Raw genomic sequence first — 16,300 nt, 5'->3', positions numbered from 1 at the left:
GAAACTCAGCACGCGCGCAGGCGCGCCAGGATCGACTCGAAGTCGGGAGATTCGACAATGGACAGGATGGCGAGCGCGTAGGAGGCCGCGGCGGCCTCCTGGCTGAACAGGCGGCTGAGGGTGCCGGGCGCCAGCAGGCGGTTGACGCGGGTGCCGGGGGCGGTGGCGCGGATGTCTTCGAGCACCAGGGCCAGGGGCAGCGCTGGCGTGCCCTTGGGAAAGCCCAGGGTTTCGACGAAGGTCGGCGGTTCGACGGTGGGCTGGGCGGCCTGTGCGGCGGCCAGCCTCGGGTCCGGCTGGGGCAGGGCGCCGTAGGCGGACTCGGTGAACAGCTCTCGGGTCTGGGGGCGCATGGCGTGGTGGACGGTGGTCTGACGGTTCGGGAGCGGTTGCTGTCGCCATCTTGCCCGGTGTGCCAGCATGAATCACTGTCAGCACTGACAGGTTGTTGCGGATGCCGGCGGAAGCGCGAGACTTTCCGCACACGGTGCAACCCTGTGGCTGCCACGGGACTCGGCATGGTCATCGCGTCACGCGCGTGGCATCATGGTCCGGAGGTCCTGCAAGGGGCGGGGCCATTCGCTGGAGGCGAGCGCCATGCTGAACATCCTGATCCCGGTCGACGGTTCCTCCCACGCGCTGCTGGCGGTGCACCACGCGGTGCGGCTGGTGCATTCGGGGCTGCGGGCGCGCTTCGTGGTGGCGAACGTGCAGGAGAGCGCGACGCTGTACGAGATGGTGGTGGCGCACGATCCCGAGGTGCTGGAAAAGGTGAGCGAGGGCGCGGGGCTGGACCTGATGCGGCCGGCGGTGGCGCTGCTGGAGGCGGCGGGGCAGAAGGTCGAGAAGGAAGTGGCCACGGGCGATCCGGCGAACACCTTGATCGACATCATCGAGCGGTATGGCTGTCAGGCGGTGATCATGACCGCTGGCACCGGCGGGGGCTTGCGGGCAGCCCTGCTGGGTTCGGTGACGCAGCACCTGGTGGACCACTCGCCGGTGCCGGTGACGGTGGTGCGGGAGCCGGTCGCGCCTTCCGAAGAAGACGAGTGAGCTGTTGTTCTCCGGCGGCCTGCCTTCGTACGTTGCGTTGTTGAGGACTCCCCCTCTTTGCGCCAACGGCGCCGGGTGACCACTCCGCTCATGTCCCCCGGACCGGCTGCGCCGGTCCTCCTCCTTTACTTCGCTGCGTGATCACCCGGCGCCGTTGGCGCCCGCACGACTGTGGACGAACCACCGTTGGCGAGCCTGCACGTGTATGCATGGCGGTGCATGGCGTTCTGCAGAGCGAAGTAAAGGAGGAGAGGGCCGCAGGCCGTCGGGGGACATGAGCGGCGCAGTGCGCCATGTGCCGCCGTGCCTGCGAGGTAGGTCCGAGAACCTCTTGGGAGGTTTTGCGAATTACGTTTAGAGAAACGTATTTACCAATACGAAATTCTGAGCTACAGTACGCCCCGGACCAAATCCCGGCCGGCCGACCCTGAAGCCGGTGCACCCCCAGCAGGAGACCGACCTCGATGGGCACCTACACCTACCCCACCTTTCCGTACCGCGCCCCCGCCGACCTCATGGCCGGCGCGCCGCAGCGCAAACCCCTGATCGTCATCGGCGCCGGCCCGGTCGGCCTCGCCGCCGCCATCGACGCCCGGCTGCACGGCCTGGACGTGCTGCTGTTCGACGAAGAAGACAGCGTCTCCTTCGGCTCGCGCGCCGTCTGCTACGCCAAGCGCGCGCTCGAAATCCTCGACCGCCTGGGCGTGGGTGACGCCATCGTCGACAAGGGCGTGAGCTGGAACGTCGGTCGCACCTTCCTGCGCGAGGAAGAGGTCTACCGCTTCAACCTCGTGCCCGACGCCGGCCACAAGCGCCCCGGCATGATCAACCTGCAGCAGTACCACCTCGAAGAAGCGCTGGTGCACCGCGCCACCGAACTGGGCGCCGACCTGCGCTGGAAATACAAGGTGGTGGGCGTGCAGCCGCTGGGTGACAACGGAAGCGAGGGCGCCCGCGTCAGCGTCGAGACGCCCGACGGCGCCTTCGAGATCGACACCGACTGGCTGATCGTGGCCGACGGCGCGCGCTCCAACGTGCGGCGCCAGCTGGGCCTGGACATCGAGGGCCATGTCTTCAAGGACCGCTTCCTGATCGCCGACGTGGTGATGAAGGCCGACTTCCCGGCCGAGCGCTGGTTCTGGTTCGACCCGCCCTTCCATCCCAACCAGAGCGTGCTGCTGCACAAGCAGAGCGACAACGTCTGGCGCATCGACTTCCAGCTCGGCTGGGACGCCGACCCCGAGGAAGAGAAGAAGCCCGAGAAGATCATCCCGCGCGTCAAGGCCATGCTGGGCGACGACCGCGAGTTCGAACTGGAGTGGGCCAGCATCTACACCTTCCAGTGCCGGCGCATGAAGAACTTCCGCCACGGCCGCCTGCTGTTTGTGGGCGACGCGGCGCACCAGGTCTCGCCCTTCGGGGCGCGCGGCGCCAACTCCGGTTTCCAGGACACCGACGACCTGTTGTGGAAGCTGGCGCTGGTGATGAAGGGGCAGGCGCCCGAGGCACTGCTGGACAGCTACGACGCCGACCGCACCTACGCGGCCGACGAGAACATCCGCAACTCCACCCGCTCCACCGACTTCATCACGCCCAAGAGCGCGGTCAGCAAGCTGTTCCGCAACGCCGCACTGGAACTGGCGCGCACGCAGCCCTTCGCCCGCAAGCTGGTCAATTCGGGCCGCCTGTCGGTGCCTGCCTTCCTGGTGCAGTCGGCGCTGAACACGCCCGACGCCGACACCTTCGAGGGCAACATGGTCCCTGGCGCGCCGATGGACGACGCGCCGGTGCGCGTGGCCGGCTACGACGCCTGGCTGCTCGACCAGCTGGGCAACCGCTTCGTGCTGCTGGCCTTCGTGGACGACCCGGGCCAGCTGGAGCCGTCGCTGCGCGCCCAGGCCACGGCGCTGGCCGCCGGCCCGGTGCCGGTGGAGACGGTGCTGGTGACGCCGCATGGCGGTAACGCCGTCGGTTTCACCGTGCTGCAGGACCGCGACGGCCTGTTCGCCCAGCGCTACGACGCCCGCCCGGGCACGACCTACCTGGTCCGCCCCGACCAGCACGTGACCGCCCGCTGGCGCCGCTCCGACCTGGCCGCCGTGCGCGCCGCCCTGGCCCGCGCCACCGGACAGGGCCTGACCGCCGCGGCCGCCCAGCCCGAAGCCGTCGCCGCCTGAACCCGAGGAGACATTCATGAGCCTGCAACTGCAACCCAACCTCGCCGAACCCGGCCAGCGCTACTTCCGCGACTTCACGCCCGGCGACGATTTCTACGAAGCCCTGATCGAGACCCACCGAGACCTCAGCGACGAACAGAGCCAGATGTTGAATGCCAAGCTGATCCTGTTGCTGGCGAACCAGGTCGGCGACATCTCGGCCCTGAAACAAGCCCTGGCCATCGCCCGTGAAGGCGTCTGAACCCGCACCCGACAACGGAACACCCACAGGAGAACCCCATGAACATCCGCAAGATCCACCACGTCGCCTACCGCTGCAAGGACGCCAAGGAAACCGTCGAGTGGTACCAGAAGCACCTGGGCATGAACTTCGTGCTGGCCATCGCCGAGGACCAGGTGCCTTCCACCCACGCGCCCGATCCCTACATGCACCTGTTCATGGACGCGGGTGGCGGCAACATCCTGGCCTTCTTCGAGCTTCCCAACTCGCCCGAGATGGGCAAGGACCCCAACACCCCCGACTGGGTGCAGCACATCGCGCTGGAGGTCGACACCGTCGCCGAGCTGGAAGCCACCAAGGCGCGCCTGGAGGCGGCCGGCATCCCGGTGGTGGGTCTGACCGACCACACCATCTTCAAGTCGATCTACTTCTTCGACCCCAACGGTCACCGCCTGGAACTGGCGGCCAACACCGCCACGCCCGAGATGATGAAGAAGCTCGACGACGTGAAGTGGGACATGCTCAATGAATGGTCCCAGACCAAGCGCGCGCCCAAGCACGCCGCCTGGATGCACGAAAAAGAACTGGCCGCCAGCTGAAATTGGGGGGTGAAAACCCCTCAAGTTCCGGTTTAGGTGGTCGAAAACCCGGAAGACCAGCGGAATTGTCATGGCCGCTGACCCGTTGAAAAGGGGGTTTTCCATGTTGAACATCAGTACCAGCCAGCCCGTGAGCTGGCCGACCGCGGCGCCCGTGACCGTGGCGCCGGTGCCTGCCGTGGCCTCGGTCGGGGCTGCGCAGCCGTCCGCCCGCGATCCGCAGGCCGATTCGGGCCGCGGTGGCCAGGGTGCGCGCAGCGGTGTTCCGTCACCGGTCCGCGGCGACCAGGAGCCGGGTGCTGGTGTGTCCACGGCCCAGCCGGCGCCCATCCTGCCCAACGGTCCCAAGGGCAGCGAACGAACCTCGCCCGCCGACAACCTGGCCGATGCCAGGCTGCGTGCCGAGCAGCGCCAGGAAGAAGAACAAAAGGCCCGTGAGCAGGCGGAGCAGAAGCCCCAGTTGCAAGAGGTGCTGGCCTCCGTGTGGAAGGCCAGCGCCGCCGTGGTCGAGGTGGTGCTGGGCCGAGAGCAGGCGGCGGACGCGGTCGATGCCGCCGCAGCCAGCGGGGCGCGGGACAGCGGGGCCGCGAACCAGCGACCCGTCGCCAACGATGCCCAGGTGGATCTGCCGGGCAGCGATGCCGTTCCTGCCGCGCTGCGCCGGGAACAGGCGCCGGTGGCCTACACCGAGCAGGGTGCCAGCACCTGGCAGTCCCTGGAAACCGGCAGCCTGCTCAGCCGCCGGGTCTGAGCCCGGCAACAGGGCTCAGGCCGCCTGCACCGGCTCGAAGTCGCGCAGGGCCTGACGGGTGAGGTTGGCTTCGCGCAACAGCTGCCGACCCAGTTCGGCCGGTACCGGGTCGTCGGTCTGGGTGGTGATGTGCTCGATCTGGGCCGATGTCCTCACCAGGGCGCGGAAGCCCATCAGCATGGCCGAGCCTTTGAGCTTGTGGGCGTTGTAGCCGATGGCCTGGCGGTCGCCGGCGCGCAGGGCCTGCCCCAGCACATGCACCGTGCCCTCGGGTGATTCGAACAGGGTCTTGAGCAGTTCCTCCAGCGACTCCTGCGGCATCATGTCCTGGATCTCCCGGTAGGAGTCGGTGTCGACCAGACGCACCGCTGCGTGGCTCCGGTCGGGCAGGCGCACAGGCATTTCGTAGGACGACAGCGGGAAGGGGCTGGAGGCTCGCAGCTCGGTCGGGCCCAGTTCTTCCACCGTCATGCCGGGGTCGTCCAGCAGGCCGCAGCGGCGCAGCGCCCGCTTGAGGTCTTCGGCCTGCAGCGGCTTGCTGGTGAATTCGTTCACGCCGACTTCCAGCGCCCGTTTGCGCGTGTCGTTGACGACATCGGCGGTCACCAGGATCACCTTGATCTCCGACACCGGGCCGTCGAGCCGGCGGATCGCCTCGGTGGTGGCCAGGCCGTCCAGCACCGGCATGTGGTAGTCCAGCAGCACCACGTCGAAGAGGTCGTGCGCCAGCAGCTGCAGCGCCTCCTGCCCGTTCTCGCAGAAGGTGGCCTCGTGGCCCATCTTCTCCAGCAGGATGCTCATGTACTTGAGGTTGATCGGGTGGTCCTCGGCCACCAGCACCCTGAGCTTGCGCTGGATGCTACCGATCACCGAGATCGGCTCTTCCTCGACCGGGGCCTTGGTCTCGGGCAGGTCCAGGTGGACGGTGAACACCGAGCCCACACCCAGCTGGCTGCTGACCTCGATGTCACCGCCCATCATGCGGGCCAGGTTGCGCGAGATCTCCAGTCCCAGCCCGGTGCCGCCGATGCGGCGGCGCAGCGAGTTGTCGGCCTGGTAGAACCGGGTGAACAGCCGGGAGACCGTTTCCTCGTCCATGCCCATGCCAGTGTCGCGCACGGTGAACACCACACCGGTCTTGCCCGCGGGCGCACGGGTCAGCTCGGCGATCACGCTGCCTTCGCTGGTGAACTTGATGGCGTTGTTGATCAGGTTGAACATGATCTGGCGCAGGCGCGTGGCGTCGGCCTCCACCCAGCCGGGCAGGTCGGCCGCAGCGTAGATGTTCAGCTCCAGCCCCTTGTCGCGGGCGGCCACCTGCATCAGGCCGTCGACCTCGTGCACCACGCTGGGCAGGTGGATCGGCACCACCGAGAGCTTGAGCGTGCCCGACTCCATGGTCGAGACGTCCAGGATGTCGTTGAGCACGCCCAGCAGGTGCATCGCGGAATCGCGCGCGGTGCCCAGGTAGTCGCGCTGCTGGTTGGTCAGCGAGGCGTCGTCCAGCAGGTTGAGCATGCCCAGCAGGCCCTGGAACGGGGTGCGGATCTCGTGGCTCATGTTGGCCAGGAAGATGCTCTTGCCGTGGTTGGCGGCCTCGGCCTGGTCGCGGGCCTCGGCCAGTTCGTCACTGAGCTTCTGCAGCCTGGCGTACTGGCGCTGTTGCTTGCGGATGTGCTGCACCAGCAGGCCGACGAAGATCAGCATCACCGCGATCTGCGCCGCCGCCAGGCCGATCACCAGCAGGCCCTGGTGGCGCAGCTGGGCGTTGCGTTCGTCGACGAAACGGGCCACGGCGCGGTTGGCCTCGCGCGTGAGTTCGCCCATCAGCGGCTTGAGGTCCTCGATGGCGCGGTCCAGCAGGGCCAGCTTCCTGGGGCTGGCCGCCAGCGCCTGCGGATCGGCGAACAGCGGGTCGGCGATCTTGTTGAAGTCCTTGACCCTGGCCATGGTTGCGGTGTATTCGAAGGAGGCTTCGAGCAGGTCGCGGCGCGGTATCCTGGTCAGCAGGTCGATGCGGCTGAGGTAGACCTCGTAGCGCTCAAGGAGCTGGTTGCCGTCGATCGTGCCGGGCGCCTGGAGGGCGTCCATGATCGAGTGTTCGAGCCGGCCCAGCTCGCGTTCGAGCTGGTAGGCCTGCCACATGATCGAGTCGACCTGGTTGGTCGACACATCGTCGAGCATGCGGTACTGGCGCCACTGGATCCAGCCCAGTGGCGTCAGGGTGATGGCCAGCAGCAGCGAGATGGCCAGGACCCACTGCCGACGTTGCCAGCGGGCCAGATTTGGCAGCGCGAGTGTCATTGGATGTCCAGGGCCTTGAGTTGCCAGATGGACCGTTCGTAGTACGTCGAGGTGCGCAGCTCGGCGCTGCTGTCGAACGGGTACACCACAAACAGCGGGCCCTTCTCGCGCACCGGGATCGGCTTGTCGTCGATCAGGCGGGCGACGATCACCTGGAACTTCGCGGCGTCGGCCGCGGGAATGGTGATCCTGTAGTCGTTGATGGCCACCGCGCTCACGTTGCTGCCGCTGGCCTTGACGGCGGCCAGCACGTCGGCCAGCAGCGGGCCGGTGAACTTCACCGGCCTGTCGAACCAGGGGGTGCTGGTGGTGAAGCTGTGCTGGGGCAGGGCCTCGATCATCTTCATGTCGAAGCGCGCCACCTCGCCGGCGTTCTTCGTGGTGATCTTGCCGCTGATGACGAGGATGGGGCGTTCCTTGGGGGCGTCCAGTGCCAGGGCGGCGCTGGAGAGGGTCAGCGCGCAGAGCAGGGCGCTGACCGTGAAGAGGCGGCGGTTTTTCATGGAAGGACTCCGCGGATCGGCGCGGGTGTGTGGGTAGGGGCTCAGATGCGGTGCCGCACCAGGGCGGGGTTGCTGGCCAGGCGGTTGAGCAGGGCCGGGGCGATCTGCTTGAGGGGCAGGACCTCGTGGGCGGCGCCGGCCTGGATGGCCATGCGGGGCATGCCGAAGACCACGCAGCTGGCTTCGTCCTGCACGTAGTTGTAGCTGCCGGCGTCCTTCATCTCGCGCATGGCCAGGGCGCCGTCGGCCCCCATGCCGGTGAGCATGATGCCCAGCGCGTTGGGGCCGAGCACGCGCGCGGCCGACTTGAACAGCACCTCTACCGAGGGGCGGTGGCGGTTGACCGGTTCGGTGTCCTCGACCACGGCCACGTAGTTCGAGCCGCTGCGGTCGATGCGCAGGTGACGCCCGCCGGGTGCGATGTAGGCGTGGCCGGGCAGGATGCGCTGGCCGTCGCGGGCTTCGGCGACACGGATCTTGCACAGCGAGTCCAGCCGGGCAGCGAAGCTGGTGGTGAAGCCAGGGGGCATGTGCTGGGTGATCACGATCGCGGGCGAGTCGGCCGGCAGTGGCGTCAGCACCTCGCGGATGGCTTCGGTGCCGCCGGTGGAGGCGCCGATGCAGATGATCTTTTCGGTGGTCGACAGGCGCGGCAGCGGCGCCCGCGGCGCCTCGGCCGTGGCAGGGGTGGCCTGGGTGATGGTGCCGGTCGCGGAAGGCGCCGGGGCCAGGCGCCGGACATGCGCGGCCGCGGCGATGCGAATCTTGTCGACGATGTCACCGGCCAGCTCGTTGAGTCCGCTGGTGATGCCGATGCGGGGCTTGGCCACATAGTCGACCGCGCCCATCTCCAGCGCACGCAGCGTGATGTCGGCACCCTGTTCGGTCAGCGTGGACACCATCACCACCGGCATCGGACGCAGCCGCATCAGGCGCGAGAGGAATTCCAAACCGTCCATGCGCGGCATCTCGACGTCCAGCGTGATGACGTCCGGGTTGAGCTCGCGGATCATCTCGCGCGCCACCAGCGGGTCGCTCGCGGCACCCACGCACTGCATGTCGGGCTGCCGGTTGATGATTTCGGTGAGCAGGCTGCGCACCAGCGCCGAGTCGTCGACCACCACCACTCTGATCTTGGCCATGGCTGTTCTTTCTGCGGTTCAGAACAGGTCCACCGAGCCGCCGGCGTTGGTCTTGGCGACCACCGCAGCATTGCCCTTGCGTTCCTGCGTTTCCAGCGTCTCCGGATGCGAGTGGGCCAGGCGCTTGACCATGGCCTTGCCCGTCGCCGGGAAGTAGCAGACCTTGCGCGGATGGATGTCCAGCACGTCCTTGGAGATCACGGCGATGCGTTCGGTCTGCAGGTAATCGAGCACGAAGGCGGTGTTGCGCTCGCCCACGTTCATGGTGGTGAAGCTGTGCATCACCTGGCCGCCGCCGAACACCTTGGCCTGCATGCTCTCGCGCCGGGCGCCGAGCTTGATCATCTCGTTGATCAGCAGTTCCATCGCAAACGAGCCGTAGCGGCCCGAGGTGTCGCCCGCGCCTTCGGGCAGCATGAAGTGGTTCATGCCCCCCACGCGGACCTTGGGGTCCCAGATGCAGGCGGCGATGCACGAGCCCAGAACCGTCATGACCATCATGTCGTCGGTGGTCACGTAGTACTCACCCGGCAGCACCTTGACGGTGTCGATGTTGAAGTGGTGGTCGCGGTAGAAGAAGGAGGCCTCGCCCGGCCTGGGCGCCCGGGTCTTCAGCGCATCCAGTGTGGACCTGGGCGGTGTGGCGGCTGGCGGAAGGCCTGGCCGCTGGCCCGAGCTGCCTGCGGCCTGAAATCCCCCTAGGGGGAAGGCGCGAAGCGCCGCAGTGGGGCTTTCAAAGCCTTTCATAGACGGTCTTTCCCCGCAGCGTGAAGAGGCTGCGCGCGTCGCTGAAGTTTTCGGCGTGACCGACGAACAGCATGCCGCCGGGCTTCATCACCCGGTGGATGCGTTCGAGCACCTGGCGCTGGGTGGCCGCATCGAAATAGATCATCACGTTGCGGCAGAACACGATGTCGAAGGGCTCGCGGAACGGCAGATCGTGGATCAGGTTGACGGTCATGAACTCCATGTGTTTCTGGAGTTCGGGCTTGACGCGCATCAGACCGGCGTTCGCACCCTTGCCGCGCATGAAGTGGCGCTGCAGGCGCTCGGGGCTCAGACCCTTGACGCCATCGGCCTTGTAGACGCCGCGCGCCGCGGTGGCCAGCACCTTGGTGTCGATGTCGCTGTTGACGATGTGGAAGCTGCCCGAGGCGCCCAGCGTATCCGCCGCGGTCATTGCGATCGAATAGGGCTCCTCGCCGGTCGACGCGGCCGAGCACCAGATCTTCCAGTTGTGCGAGCGATTGGCCGCCAGCAATTCCTGCAGCACGCCGAAGTGGTGCTGCTCGCGGAAAAAGGCGGTCAGGTTGGTGGTCAGGGCGTTGATGAACTCCTGCCACTCCGGCCCGTCGTGCTGTTCCAGCGCGTCCAGGTAGGTCTTGAAGCTGGTGTGGCCGGTCTCGCGCAGGCGGCGCGAGACGCGGCTGTACACCATCGCGTGCTTGCCGTCGTGCAGGCTGATGCCGGCCTTCTTGTAGATCAGCGCCTTGATGCGCGAGAAGTCGGCGTCGGACCAGACGAACTCGCGCCCCTGGGCCAGCGGACCGTCCTCGTCCAGTGCAAAGGGTGGGGCCGTGACGGGAAGCACCGCAGAACCGGCTCTGCCGGGCTGCAGGTGCTGCCCCCTGGAGGGGGGCGTGCGGAGCGCGGCGGGGGTGCTCATCAGTGCCTCGAGCGGCGCACCAGGCCCGAGGTGTCCAGGATCAGGGCGACCTTGCCGTCGCCCAGGATGGTGGCGCCCGAGACGTTGGGAACCTTGCGGTAGTTCGACTCCAGGTTCTTGATCACCACCTGCTGCTGCCCCAGCAGCTCGTCCACCATCAGGGCCACGCGCGATCCCTCGGCCTCCACCACCACCATGATCGGGCTGCCGCCGTGGAACTCGAAGCGCGGCACGCTGAAGATCTTCTCCAGCTCGATCACCGGCATGTACTCCTCGCGCACCTTCACCAGCTGCGCACCCTGCGCCACGGTGTTGATGTCGCCGGGGTTGATCTGGAAGGACTCGATCACCGAGGACAGCGGCAGGATGTAGACCTCGTCGCTGACACGCACGCTCATGCCGTCCATGATGGCCAGCGTCAGCGGCAGGCGCACCTTGACGCTCATGCCGTAGCCCTCGGCGGAGTCGATCTCCACCGTGCCACCCAGCGAGAGGATGTTCTTCTTGACCACGTCCATGCCGACCCCGCGGCCGGACACGTCGGTCACCACCTCGGCGGTGGAGAAGCCCGGCGCCATGATCAGGTTCCACACCTCGGTGTCGGTCATCGTATCGGGCGCATCCATGCCCTTTTCGCGGGCCTTCCTGAGCAGCTTCTCGCGCGAGAGGCCCTTGCCGTCGTCGCGCACCTCGATCAGGATGCTGCCGCCCTGGTGCGAGGCCGAGAGCGTGATGGTGCCGTGATCGGGCTTGCCCCGGGCCAGGCGCTCCTCCGGCATCTCGATGCCGTGGTCGCAGCTGTTGCGGATCAGGTGGGTCAGCGGGTCGGTGATCTTCTCGATCAGGCCCTTGTCCAGCTCGGTGGCTTCACCGTGGGTGATCAGCTCGACCTTCTTGCCCAGCTTGCTGGCCAGGTCGCGCAGCATGCGCGGGAAGCGGTTGAACACCACCGACATCGGGATCATGCGGATCGACATCACCGCTTCCTGCAGGTCGCGGGTGTTGCGGTCCAGGTCGACCAGGCCGGCCAGCAACTGCTGGTTGGCGGTGCTGTCGAGCTCGCGGCTCTTCTGCGCCAGCATGGCCTGGGTGATGACGAGCTCGCCCACCAGATTGATCAGCTGGTCGACCTTGCTCACGGACACGCGCAGCGTGCTCGACTCCAGACCACCGGCGGCGGCCGGACGGGCCTCGGCGCGCGGCGCAGGCTTGGCCGCCGGAGCGGCTTGTGCCACCGGCACGGCCGGCGCGACCGCTGCGGGGGCCGCAGGCGTGCCCGGCGCGTCGTCGAAAAAGCCGAAGTCCCTGCCTTCACCGGTCGTTGGCGCGCCGGCTTCGGAAATCTGGATCTGCTCCTTGCTCACGTGGAAGGTGAACAGGTCCAGCAGGTCGCTGTCGCTGGAGCGGGTGAACACCTCGAGCGAACGGAACTGGCCGTCGTCGCGCGTCGATTCGATGCGTCCCAGACCGGCGATGTCGCGGAACAGCTCACCGATGCCGTCGGCCTGGGCCAGCTGGTCCAGCGGGCCGATGCGGATGGTCAGCTTGCGCTCGCCTTCGGCCAGTGCCGCGGCGGGCGCAGGGGTCGGTGCCTGCACCGGGGCTGCAGCGGCGGCGACCGGCGCCGGCGCCGGGGCGGCCACCGCGGTGCCATGGGCCAGCGCACTGATGCGCGCCACCAGCTCGCCCGTGGGCGGCGGCTCCACGCCCTGGCCCTGGTGGCGGGCCAGCAGCAGCTTGAGCGCGTCGGACGATTCCAGCAGCACGTCCACCATGGGCGGCGTGGGCTGCAGCTCGTGGCGGCGCAGCTTGTCCAGCAGCGACTCCATCTGGTGGGTCAGCTCGGCCACGTCGGCAAAACCGAAGGTGGCGGCGCCGCCCTTGATCGAGTGCGCGCAGCGGAAGATGGCGTTGAGCTCCTCGTCGTCGGCGTGTTCCAGGTCCAGCGCGAGCAGCATCTGCTCCATCTGGTCCAGGTTTTCGCCGGCTTCCTCGAAGAAGATCTGATAGAACTGGCTCAGGTCGATGTTGCCACCGGCGGAGGAGTTTTCGTGGGTTGCTTCTGCCATGGGGCGCTCCTCAGCGGATCACTTTCTGGATGACCTCGATCAGGCGGCCCGGATCGAAGGGTTTGACCAGCCAGCCCGTCGCGCCCGCGGCGCGGCCGGCCTGCTTCATCTGGTCGCTGGACTCGGTGGTCAGGATCAGGATCGGTGTGGCCTTGAACTTGGCGCTCTCGCGCAGCTTCTTGGTCAGGCCCAGACCGTCCAGACGGGGCATGTTCTGGTCGGTCAGCACCAGATCGATGTGGTGGGACTGCGCCTTTTCAAGCGCATCCTGTCCATCGACTGCCTCCACGACATGAAAGCCTGCGCCAGTGAGGGTGAAAGACACCATCTTTCGCATGGAGGCCGAGTCGTCGACGGCAAGAATGGATTGCATGGGGGTTCTCCGTGGTTCGTTCGGATATCGGCAAACAGGTGCGTGTCTTTAGAACAGGTCGATGGAACCGGCGTCCATCTCGTTCTGGGTGACCGGACTGGGGCGATCGGGGGTCGGGTCCACGCAGATCGGCAGTTCGTCCTCTTCCGGCTCCATGGCCTCCTCGGCCAGCTTCCAGGCGCAGCCCTGCAGCACCTTGCCGGTGTGCACGATCAGCTGCGTGGCCATGTCGTGGAACTGGAGTTCGGTCACGGCCTGGTGCAGGCTGCGGCGGATGCTCAGCAGGTCGTCGTTCTCGTTGCCGTCCAGGTGGGCCAGGGCGTGGTTGGCGGTGGAAAACCGCTCCATCAGGTTGTCGGTGGCGTGGTCCAGCAGACCCTCCAGACGCTTGAGGTCGGTCATCGCCATGAGCAGGGAGTCCTGGAGATCGGCGACCAGGTTCACTGGCAGATTGACGGATGGCAAGGTCTGGGGCGTCATCGGCGGGTCCTTGTGGTCGGGCTTGAGGGTTGTTCTCGAGGCCGCTCCAGGGAGTTGGGGCAGTACAATTTTCGGGAACTGTGACAGGCTGTATCGGCAGAAAACGGCCCGAATTCAGCGCCATTTCGACCACTGCGAGCCGCATGCCCGATACCACCGCATCCCGTCCGGTCCGCATCCTCCACCTGGAGGATTCCCGCGTCGACCACGCCTTGGTCAAGTTCGCGCTGCAGAAAAGCGGGCTGAACCACGACATCCTGCTGGTCGACACCCTCGACGACTTCGAGCGCGAGCTGCGCGAGAACCGCTACGACATCGTGCTGGCCGACTACCACCTGCCCGGGTTCTCCGGGCTGGACGCGTGGGACCGGCTGCGGGAGATCGGACTGGACCTGCCGTTCGTCATCCTCTCGGGCGCCATCGGCGAAGCCGCGGCGGTCGAGGCCATGCACCGCGGTGTGAGCGACTACCTGCTCAAGGACAGCATGAACCGGGTGGCCCACGTCATCCAGCGCGCCATCGAGGTGTCCGAAACCCGCCGTGCCAAGGCACGGGCCGACGCCGAACTGGCCGACTCCCAGCGCCGCCTGGCCGAACTGGCCGAGCACCTGCAGACCAGCATCGAGCAGGAGCGCGCCGACATCGCGCGCGAAATCCACGACGACATCGGCGGTTCGCTGGCCGCCGTCAAGCTCGACCTGGCCTGGATCGCCCGCCGCCCGGCGCTCGACCCCGAGGTGCGCCAGCACATGGACACCGCGCTGGAGATGCTGCAGCACGCCCTGGGCGCCAGCCAGCGCATCATGATGAACCTGCGCCCGCCCATCCTCGACCAGGGGCTGGTGGCCGCGGTGCAGTGGATGGCCACCGGCTTCGAGAAACGCAACGGCACCCGTGTCACCGTGCGCCGTTCGTCCGATCACATCGATGTGCCGCACGCGGTGCAGCTCGTGGCCTACCGCACCGCGCAGGAGGCGCTGACCAACGTGGCCAAACACGCCCGGGCCAGCGCGGTGGACATCGACCTGAGCGACCGCGAGGGCGTGCTCACCCTCGAAGTCAGCGACAACGGGCAGGGCCTGAGCGCCGAGGCGCTGCGCAAGGCCAAGTCCTTCGGCCTGCTCGGGCTCAAGGAACGCGCCGCCAAGGTCGGCGGCTGGCTGGACATCAGCAGCTCATCGCGGGGCACCTCCGTGATCCTCTCGGTGCCGCTCGATGACGATGACGGGAACCACCACCACAGGGACGAAGAACAATGATCAAGGTCATCTTGTGCGACGACCATGCGGTCGTCCGGCGCGGCATCCGCGACACCATCTCGGAAGCGGTCGACATCCAGGTCGTCGGCGAAGCCGGCAGCTACCCCGAGCTGCGCGAGCAGATGCGCAAGACCGAGTGCGACGTGCTGGTGCTGGACCTCAACATGCCCGGCCGCGGCGGGCTGGAGGTGCTGGCTGCGCTGCGCGAGGAAGGTTCACCCGTCAAGACCCTGGTGGTCTCGATGTACCCGGAAGACCAGTACGCCATCCGCTGCCTGCGGGCCGGCGCGCGCGGCTACCTCAACAAGGCGGGCGAACCGGCCGAGATGATCGCCGCCATCCGCACGGTGAACCAGGGCCGCAAGTACGTCACGCCCGAGGTGGCGCAGATGCTGGTGGACAACCTGAACGCCCCCGAGACCGAAGAGCTGCACGCCAGCCTGTCCGAGCGCGAGCTGCAGACCCTGCAGAAGATCGCCTCGGGCAAGAAGCTCTCGGAGATCGCCGAAGAGCTGATGCTCAGCCCCAAGACCGTGAGCGTCTACCGCGCGCGGGTGCTGGAAAAGCTGCACCTGTCGAACAACGCGGAGCTGACGGTGTATGCGATTCGGAACAGTCTGGTGTGACGGGGGCTGGTGATGTCGTCTAGCTGATTGGGCTGAACCAAGTGGGGGAGCTGATGCGCTATCAAAAAGAGATATTTGTCGAGCAGTACCCGCTGGTGGGCAGTTTCACGAAGCACCTTGTCTGCCACCGAGTGATTCGATCGAATTTGGTGAATCTACGCCAAGGCACTTCATTCTGGAACGACACGTCCACGGCACATCTGCTTCAGGCAAGTATTTCTTGGTGCATGCTTTTTGGATCCGACGGTCAGAACGAAACACACTGGAAAAAGCTCGACTTGGGGGATGGCAATGTCGAAGCGCACTTTCGGCAACGCCTACTCGAGGCTCTCTCCCTCTCTCAGGAGCAGTGGAAGTCCTATTGGGAAGAGATGGTGGATTTTCGAAACAACTACAGCGCCCACAGGGCGTTGCGTTTCGAACGCCCTGTGCCAGTGTTTGACCTTGCTTTGGAGATCGCTTTTTTTTTACGACAGTTGGGTTCGTGATGTCATCCAACCAGATGTGTTGGATGAGCCGCCCTTGAAGCAACTGGTTGATGATTTCCAGAAGAAAGTAGAGGAAGAAGTGAGATGTGCGATGACCGCAACATCTGCCTTGCTCCCGCGGCACGTGGACCCAGCATTCAGCGGAAGATAGTGATGCGCCGCCGCACCGCCACCCTCACCCTGCTCGCCACCGCCGCCGGCTTGCTCACCGCCTGCAGCAAACCCGACCCCCAGACCGCGCTGGAAGCCGCGGTGCAGCAGCTGCAGGACCACCTCGAAGCCAAGGACAGCAAGGCCGTGCTGGCGATGCTGGACACGCGCTTTCGCGCGCAGGACGAGTACGACGCCGAGTGGGCGCGCAAGACCATGGCGCTGATGTTCCTGCGCTATGCCAATGTGAAGGTGATCGCGGTCACGCGCAGCAGCCGCATCGACCCGCCGGGTTCGAGCATCGGGATCACCGAGGCGCAGGTGCTGTTCACCGGTGCGCAGGGCCTGATTCCCGAGCGCGCCTCGCCCTATTCGGTGCAGTTGCGGTGGGCGCTGGACGGGTCGGACTGGAAGCTGCGCGACCTGCGCTGGGAGTGAGC

At 66.8% G+C, this 16,300-nt stretch carries 18 protein-coding genes; 9 read left to right on the top strand and 9 right to left on the bottom strand.

What is annotated here, in order from left to right:
- Nucleotides 1–5: 5 nt before the first annotated feature.
- Nucleotides 6–353: a hypothetical protein gene (locus HPS01S_RS10190; protein ID WP_066154955.1), complete on the bottom strand. Its 348-nt coding sequence runs from the start codon at nt 351–353 to the stop codon at nt 6–8.
- Nucleotides 354–597: 244 nt separating this feature from the next.
- Here HPS01S_RS10190 and HPS01S_RS10185 point away from each other — a divergent pair, with 244 nt between their 5' ends.
- The 5 genes from HPS01S_RS10185 to HPS01S_RS10165 all read left to right on the top strand — a co-directional run bounded on the left by HPS01S_RS10185 (nt 598) and on the right by HPS01S_RS10165 (nt 4,800).
- On the top strand, nt 598–1,053 hold the full coding sequence (locus HPS01S_RS10185; RefSeq protein ID WP_066154951.1) for a universal stress protein: 456 nt from the start codon (nt 598–600) through the stop codon (nt 1,051–1,053).
- A gap of 464 nt (nt 1,054–1,517) precedes the next feature.
- Complete coding sequence (locus tag HPS01S_RS10180) at nt 1,518–3,230, top strand: FAD-dependent oxidoreductase (RefSeq protein ID WP_066154948.1); 1,713 nt, start codon at nt 1,518–1,520, stop codon at nt 3,228–3,230.
- A 16-nt stretch (nt 3,231–3,246) separates the two neighbouring features.
- Complete coding sequence (locus tag HPS01S_RS10175; RefSeq protein WP_066154945.1) at nt 3,247–3,471, top strand: DUF2783 domain-containing protein; 225 nt, start codon at nt 3,247–3,249, stop codon at nt 3,469–3,471.
- 38 nt (nt 3,472–3,509) lie between these two features.
- Entirely contained in the window at nt 3,510–4,049 is a 540-nt protein-coding gene (locus HPS01S_RS10170; protein WP_066154942.1) for a VOC family protein, read from the top strand.
- A gap of 103 nt (nt 4,050–4,152) precedes the next feature.
- Nucleotides 4,153–4,800 (top strand): hypothetical protein, encoded by a 648-nt coding sequence (locus tag HPS01S_RS10165; protein ID WP_066154939.1) that lies wholly within the window; start codon nt 4,153–4,155, stop codon nt 4,798–4,800.
- Nucleotides 4,801–4,815: 15 nt separating this feature from the next.
- Here HPS01S_RS10165 and HPS01S_RS10160 read toward each other — a convergent pair whose 3' ends face one another.
- The 8 genes from HPS01S_RS10160 to HPS01S_RS10125 are packed head-to-tail and all read right to left on the bottom strand — an operon-like array spanning nt 4,816 to nt 13,337.
- On the bottom strand, nt 4,816–7,104 hold the full coding sequence (locus tag HPS01S_RS10160; protein ID WP_066154934.1) for an ATP-binding protein: 2,289 nt from the start codon (nt 7,102–7,104) through the stop codon (nt 4,816–4,818).
- Nucleotides 7,101–7,607, bottom strand: coding sequence for a putative pterin-binding protein (locus HPS01S_RS22200; RefSeq protein ID WP_066154932.1), 507 nt, complete (start codon nt 7,605–7,607; stop codon nt 7,101–7,103). The genes HPS01S_RS10160 and HPS01S_RS22200 overlap by 4 nt, the downstream gene beginning before the upstream one ends.
- Nucleotides 7,608–7,648: 41 nt before the next feature.
- Nucleotides 7,649–8,749: a protein-glutamate methylesterase/protein-glutamine glutaminase gene (locus HPS01S_RS10150; RefSeq protein WP_066154926.1), complete on the bottom strand. Its 1,101-nt coding sequence runs from the start codon at nt 8,747–8,749 to the stop codon at nt 7,649–7,651.
- A gap of 18 nt (nt 8,750–8,767) precedes the next feature.
- Nucleotides 8,768–9,496 carry a chemoreceptor glutamine deamidase CheD gene (cheD, locus tag HPS01S_RS10145; protein ID WP_084397247.1) on the bottom strand — a complete coding sequence of 243 codons (729 nt, stop codon included), beginning with the start codon at nt 9,494–9,496 and terminating at the stop codon, nt 8,768–8,770.
- Nucleotides 9,483–10,415: a CheR family methyltransferase gene (locus HPS01S_RS10140; RefSeq protein WP_084397245.1), complete on the bottom strand. Its 933-nt coding sequence runs from the start codon at nt 10,413–10,415 to the stop codon at nt 9,483–9,485. Before HPS01S_RS10140 ends, cheD begins: the two co-directional genes overlap by 14 nt.
- Entirely contained in the window at nt 10,415–12,484 is a 2,070-nt protein-coding gene (locus HPS01S_RS10135) for a chemotaxis protein CheA (protein WP_066154923.1), read from the bottom strand. The genes HPS01S_RS10140 and HPS01S_RS10135 overlap by 1 nt, the downstream gene beginning before the upstream one ends.
- A 10-nt stretch (nt 12,485–12,494) precedes the next feature.
- Nucleotides 12,495–12,857 (bottom strand): response regulator, encoded by a 363-nt coding sequence (locus HPS01S_RS10130; RefSeq protein WP_066154921.1) that lies wholly within the window; start codon nt 12,855–12,857, stop codon nt 12,495–12,497.
- A gap of 48 nt (nt 12,858–12,905) precedes the next feature.
- Nucleotides 12,906–13,337: a hypothetical protein gene (locus HPS01S_RS10125; RefSeq protein ID WP_066154918.1), complete on the bottom strand. Its 432-nt coding sequence runs from the start codon at nt 13,335–13,337 to the stop codon at nt 12,906–12,908.
- 143 nt (nt 13,338–13,480) lie between these two features.
- Between HPS01S_RS10125 and HPS01S_RS10120 the strand changes: the two genes are divergently transcribed.
- From HPS01S_RS10120 to HPS01S_RS10105, 4 genes are all read left to right on the top strand, one after another.
- Nucleotides 13,481–14,596 (top strand): hybrid sensor histidine kinase/response regulator, encoded by a 1,116-nt coding sequence (locus tag HPS01S_RS10120; protein WP_066154915.1) that lies wholly within the window; start codon nt 13,481–13,483, stop codon nt 14,594–14,596.
- Nucleotides 14,593–15,222 (top strand): response regulator, encoded by a 630-nt coding sequence (locus HPS01S_RS10115; RefSeq protein ID WP_066154911.1) that lies wholly within the window; start codon nt 14,593–14,595, stop codon nt 15,220–15,222. Before HPS01S_RS10120 ends, HPS01S_RS10115 begins: the two co-directional genes overlap by 4 nt.
- 53 nt (nt 15,223–15,275) lie before the next feature.
- Nucleotides 15,276–15,710, top strand: coding sequence for a hypothetical protein (locus tag HPS01S_RS21790; protein WP_157576221.1), 435 nt, complete (start codon nt 15,276–15,278; stop codon nt 15,708–15,710).
- Nucleotides 15,711–15,863: 153 nt separating this feature from the next.
- Nucleotides 15,864–16,298, top strand: a complete 435-nt coding sequence (locus tag HPS01S_RS10105; protein ID WP_066154905.1) for a hypothetical protein — start codon at nt 15,864–15,866, stop codon at nt 16,296–16,298.
- The last annotated feature ends 2 nt before the right edge of the window (nt 16,299–16,300 follow it).

It is taken from the genome of Hydrogenophaga pseudoflava NBRC 102511, from assembly GCF_001592285.1.
GTDB lineage: Bacteria > Pseudomonadota > Gammaproteobacteria > Burkholderiales > Burkholderiaceae_C > Hydrogenophaga > Hydrogenophaga pseudoflava.
The sequence above is the reverse complement of the archived record's forward strand: the minus strand, read 5'-3'. Positions and strand labels throughout refer to the sequence as shown.

Excerpts from the sequence above, each read along its gene's own strand:
- HPS01S_RS10190 (WP_066154955.1), bottom strand. The coding sequence starts at position 353 with ATGCGCCCCCAGACCCGAGAGCTGTTCACCGAGTCCGCCTACGGCGCC.
- HPS01S_RS10185 (WP_066154951.1), top strand. The coding sequence starts at position 598 with ATGCTGAACATCCTGATCCCGGTCGACGGTTCCTCCCACGCGCTGCTG.
- HPS01S_RS10180 (WP_066154948.1), top strand. The coding sequence starts at position 1,518 with ATGGGCACCTACACCTACCCCACCTTTCCGTACCGCGCCCCCGCCGAC.
- HPS01S_RS10175 (WP_066154945.1), top strand. The coding sequence starts at position 3,247 with ATGAGCCTGCAACTGCAACCCAACCTCGCCGAACCCGGCCAGCGCTAC.
- HPS01S_RS10170 (WP_066154942.1), top strand. The coding sequence starts at position 3,510 with ATGAACATCCGCAAGATCCACCACGTCGCCTACCGCTGCAAGGACGCC.
- HPS01S_RS10165 (WP_066154939.1), top strand. The coding sequence starts at position 4,153 with ATGTTGAACATCAGTACCAGCCAGCCCGTGAGCTGGCCGACCGCGGCG.
- HPS01S_RS10160 (WP_066154934.1), bottom strand. The coding sequence starts at position 7,104 with ATGACACTCGCGCTGCCAAATCTGGCCCGCTGGCAACGTCGGCAGTGG.
- HPS01S_RS22200 (WP_066154932.1), bottom strand. The coding sequence starts at position 7,607 with ATGAAAAACCGCCGCCTCTTCACGGTCAGCGCCCTGCTCTGCGCGCTG.
- HPS01S_RS10150 (WP_066154926.1), bottom strand. The coding sequence starts at position 8,749 with ATGGCCAAGATCAGAGTGGTGGTGGTCGACGACTCGGCGCTGGTGCGC.
- cheD (WP_084397247.1), bottom strand. The coding sequence starts at position 9,496 with ATGAAAGGCTTTGAAAGCCCCACTGCGGCGCTTCGCGCCTTCCCCCTA.
- HPS01S_RS10140 (WP_084397245.1), bottom strand. The coding sequence starts at position 10,415 with ATGAGCACCCCCGCCGCGCTCCGCACGCCCCCCTCCAGGGGGCAGCAC.
- HPS01S_RS10135 (WP_066154923.1), bottom strand. The coding sequence starts at position 12,484 with ATGGCAGAAGCAACCCACGAAAACTCCTCCGCCGGTGGCAACATCGAC.
- HPS01S_RS10130 (WP_066154921.1), bottom strand. The coding sequence starts at position 12,857 with ATGCAATCCATTCTTGCCGTCGACGACTCGGCCTCCATGCGAAAGATG.
- HPS01S_RS10125 (WP_066154918.1), bottom strand. The coding sequence starts at position 13,337 with ATGACGCCCCAGACCTTGCCATCCGTCAATCTGCCAGTGAACCTGGTC.
- HPS01S_RS10120 (WP_066154915.1), top strand. The coding sequence starts at position 13,481 with ATGCCCGATACCACCGCATCCCGTCCGGTCCGCATCCTCCACCTGGAG.
- HPS01S_RS10115 (WP_066154911.1), top strand. The coding sequence starts at position 14,593 with ATGATCAAGGTCATCTTGTGCGACGACCATGCGGTCGTCCGGCGCGGC.
- HPS01S_RS21790 (WP_157576221.1), top strand. The coding sequence starts at position 15,276 with ATGCGCTATCAAAAAGAGATATTTGTCGAGCAGTACCCGCTGGTGGGC.
- HPS01S_RS10105 (WP_066154905.1), top strand. The coding sequence starts at position 15,864 with ATGCGCCGCCGCACCGCCACCCTCACCCTGCTCGCCACCGCCGCCGGC.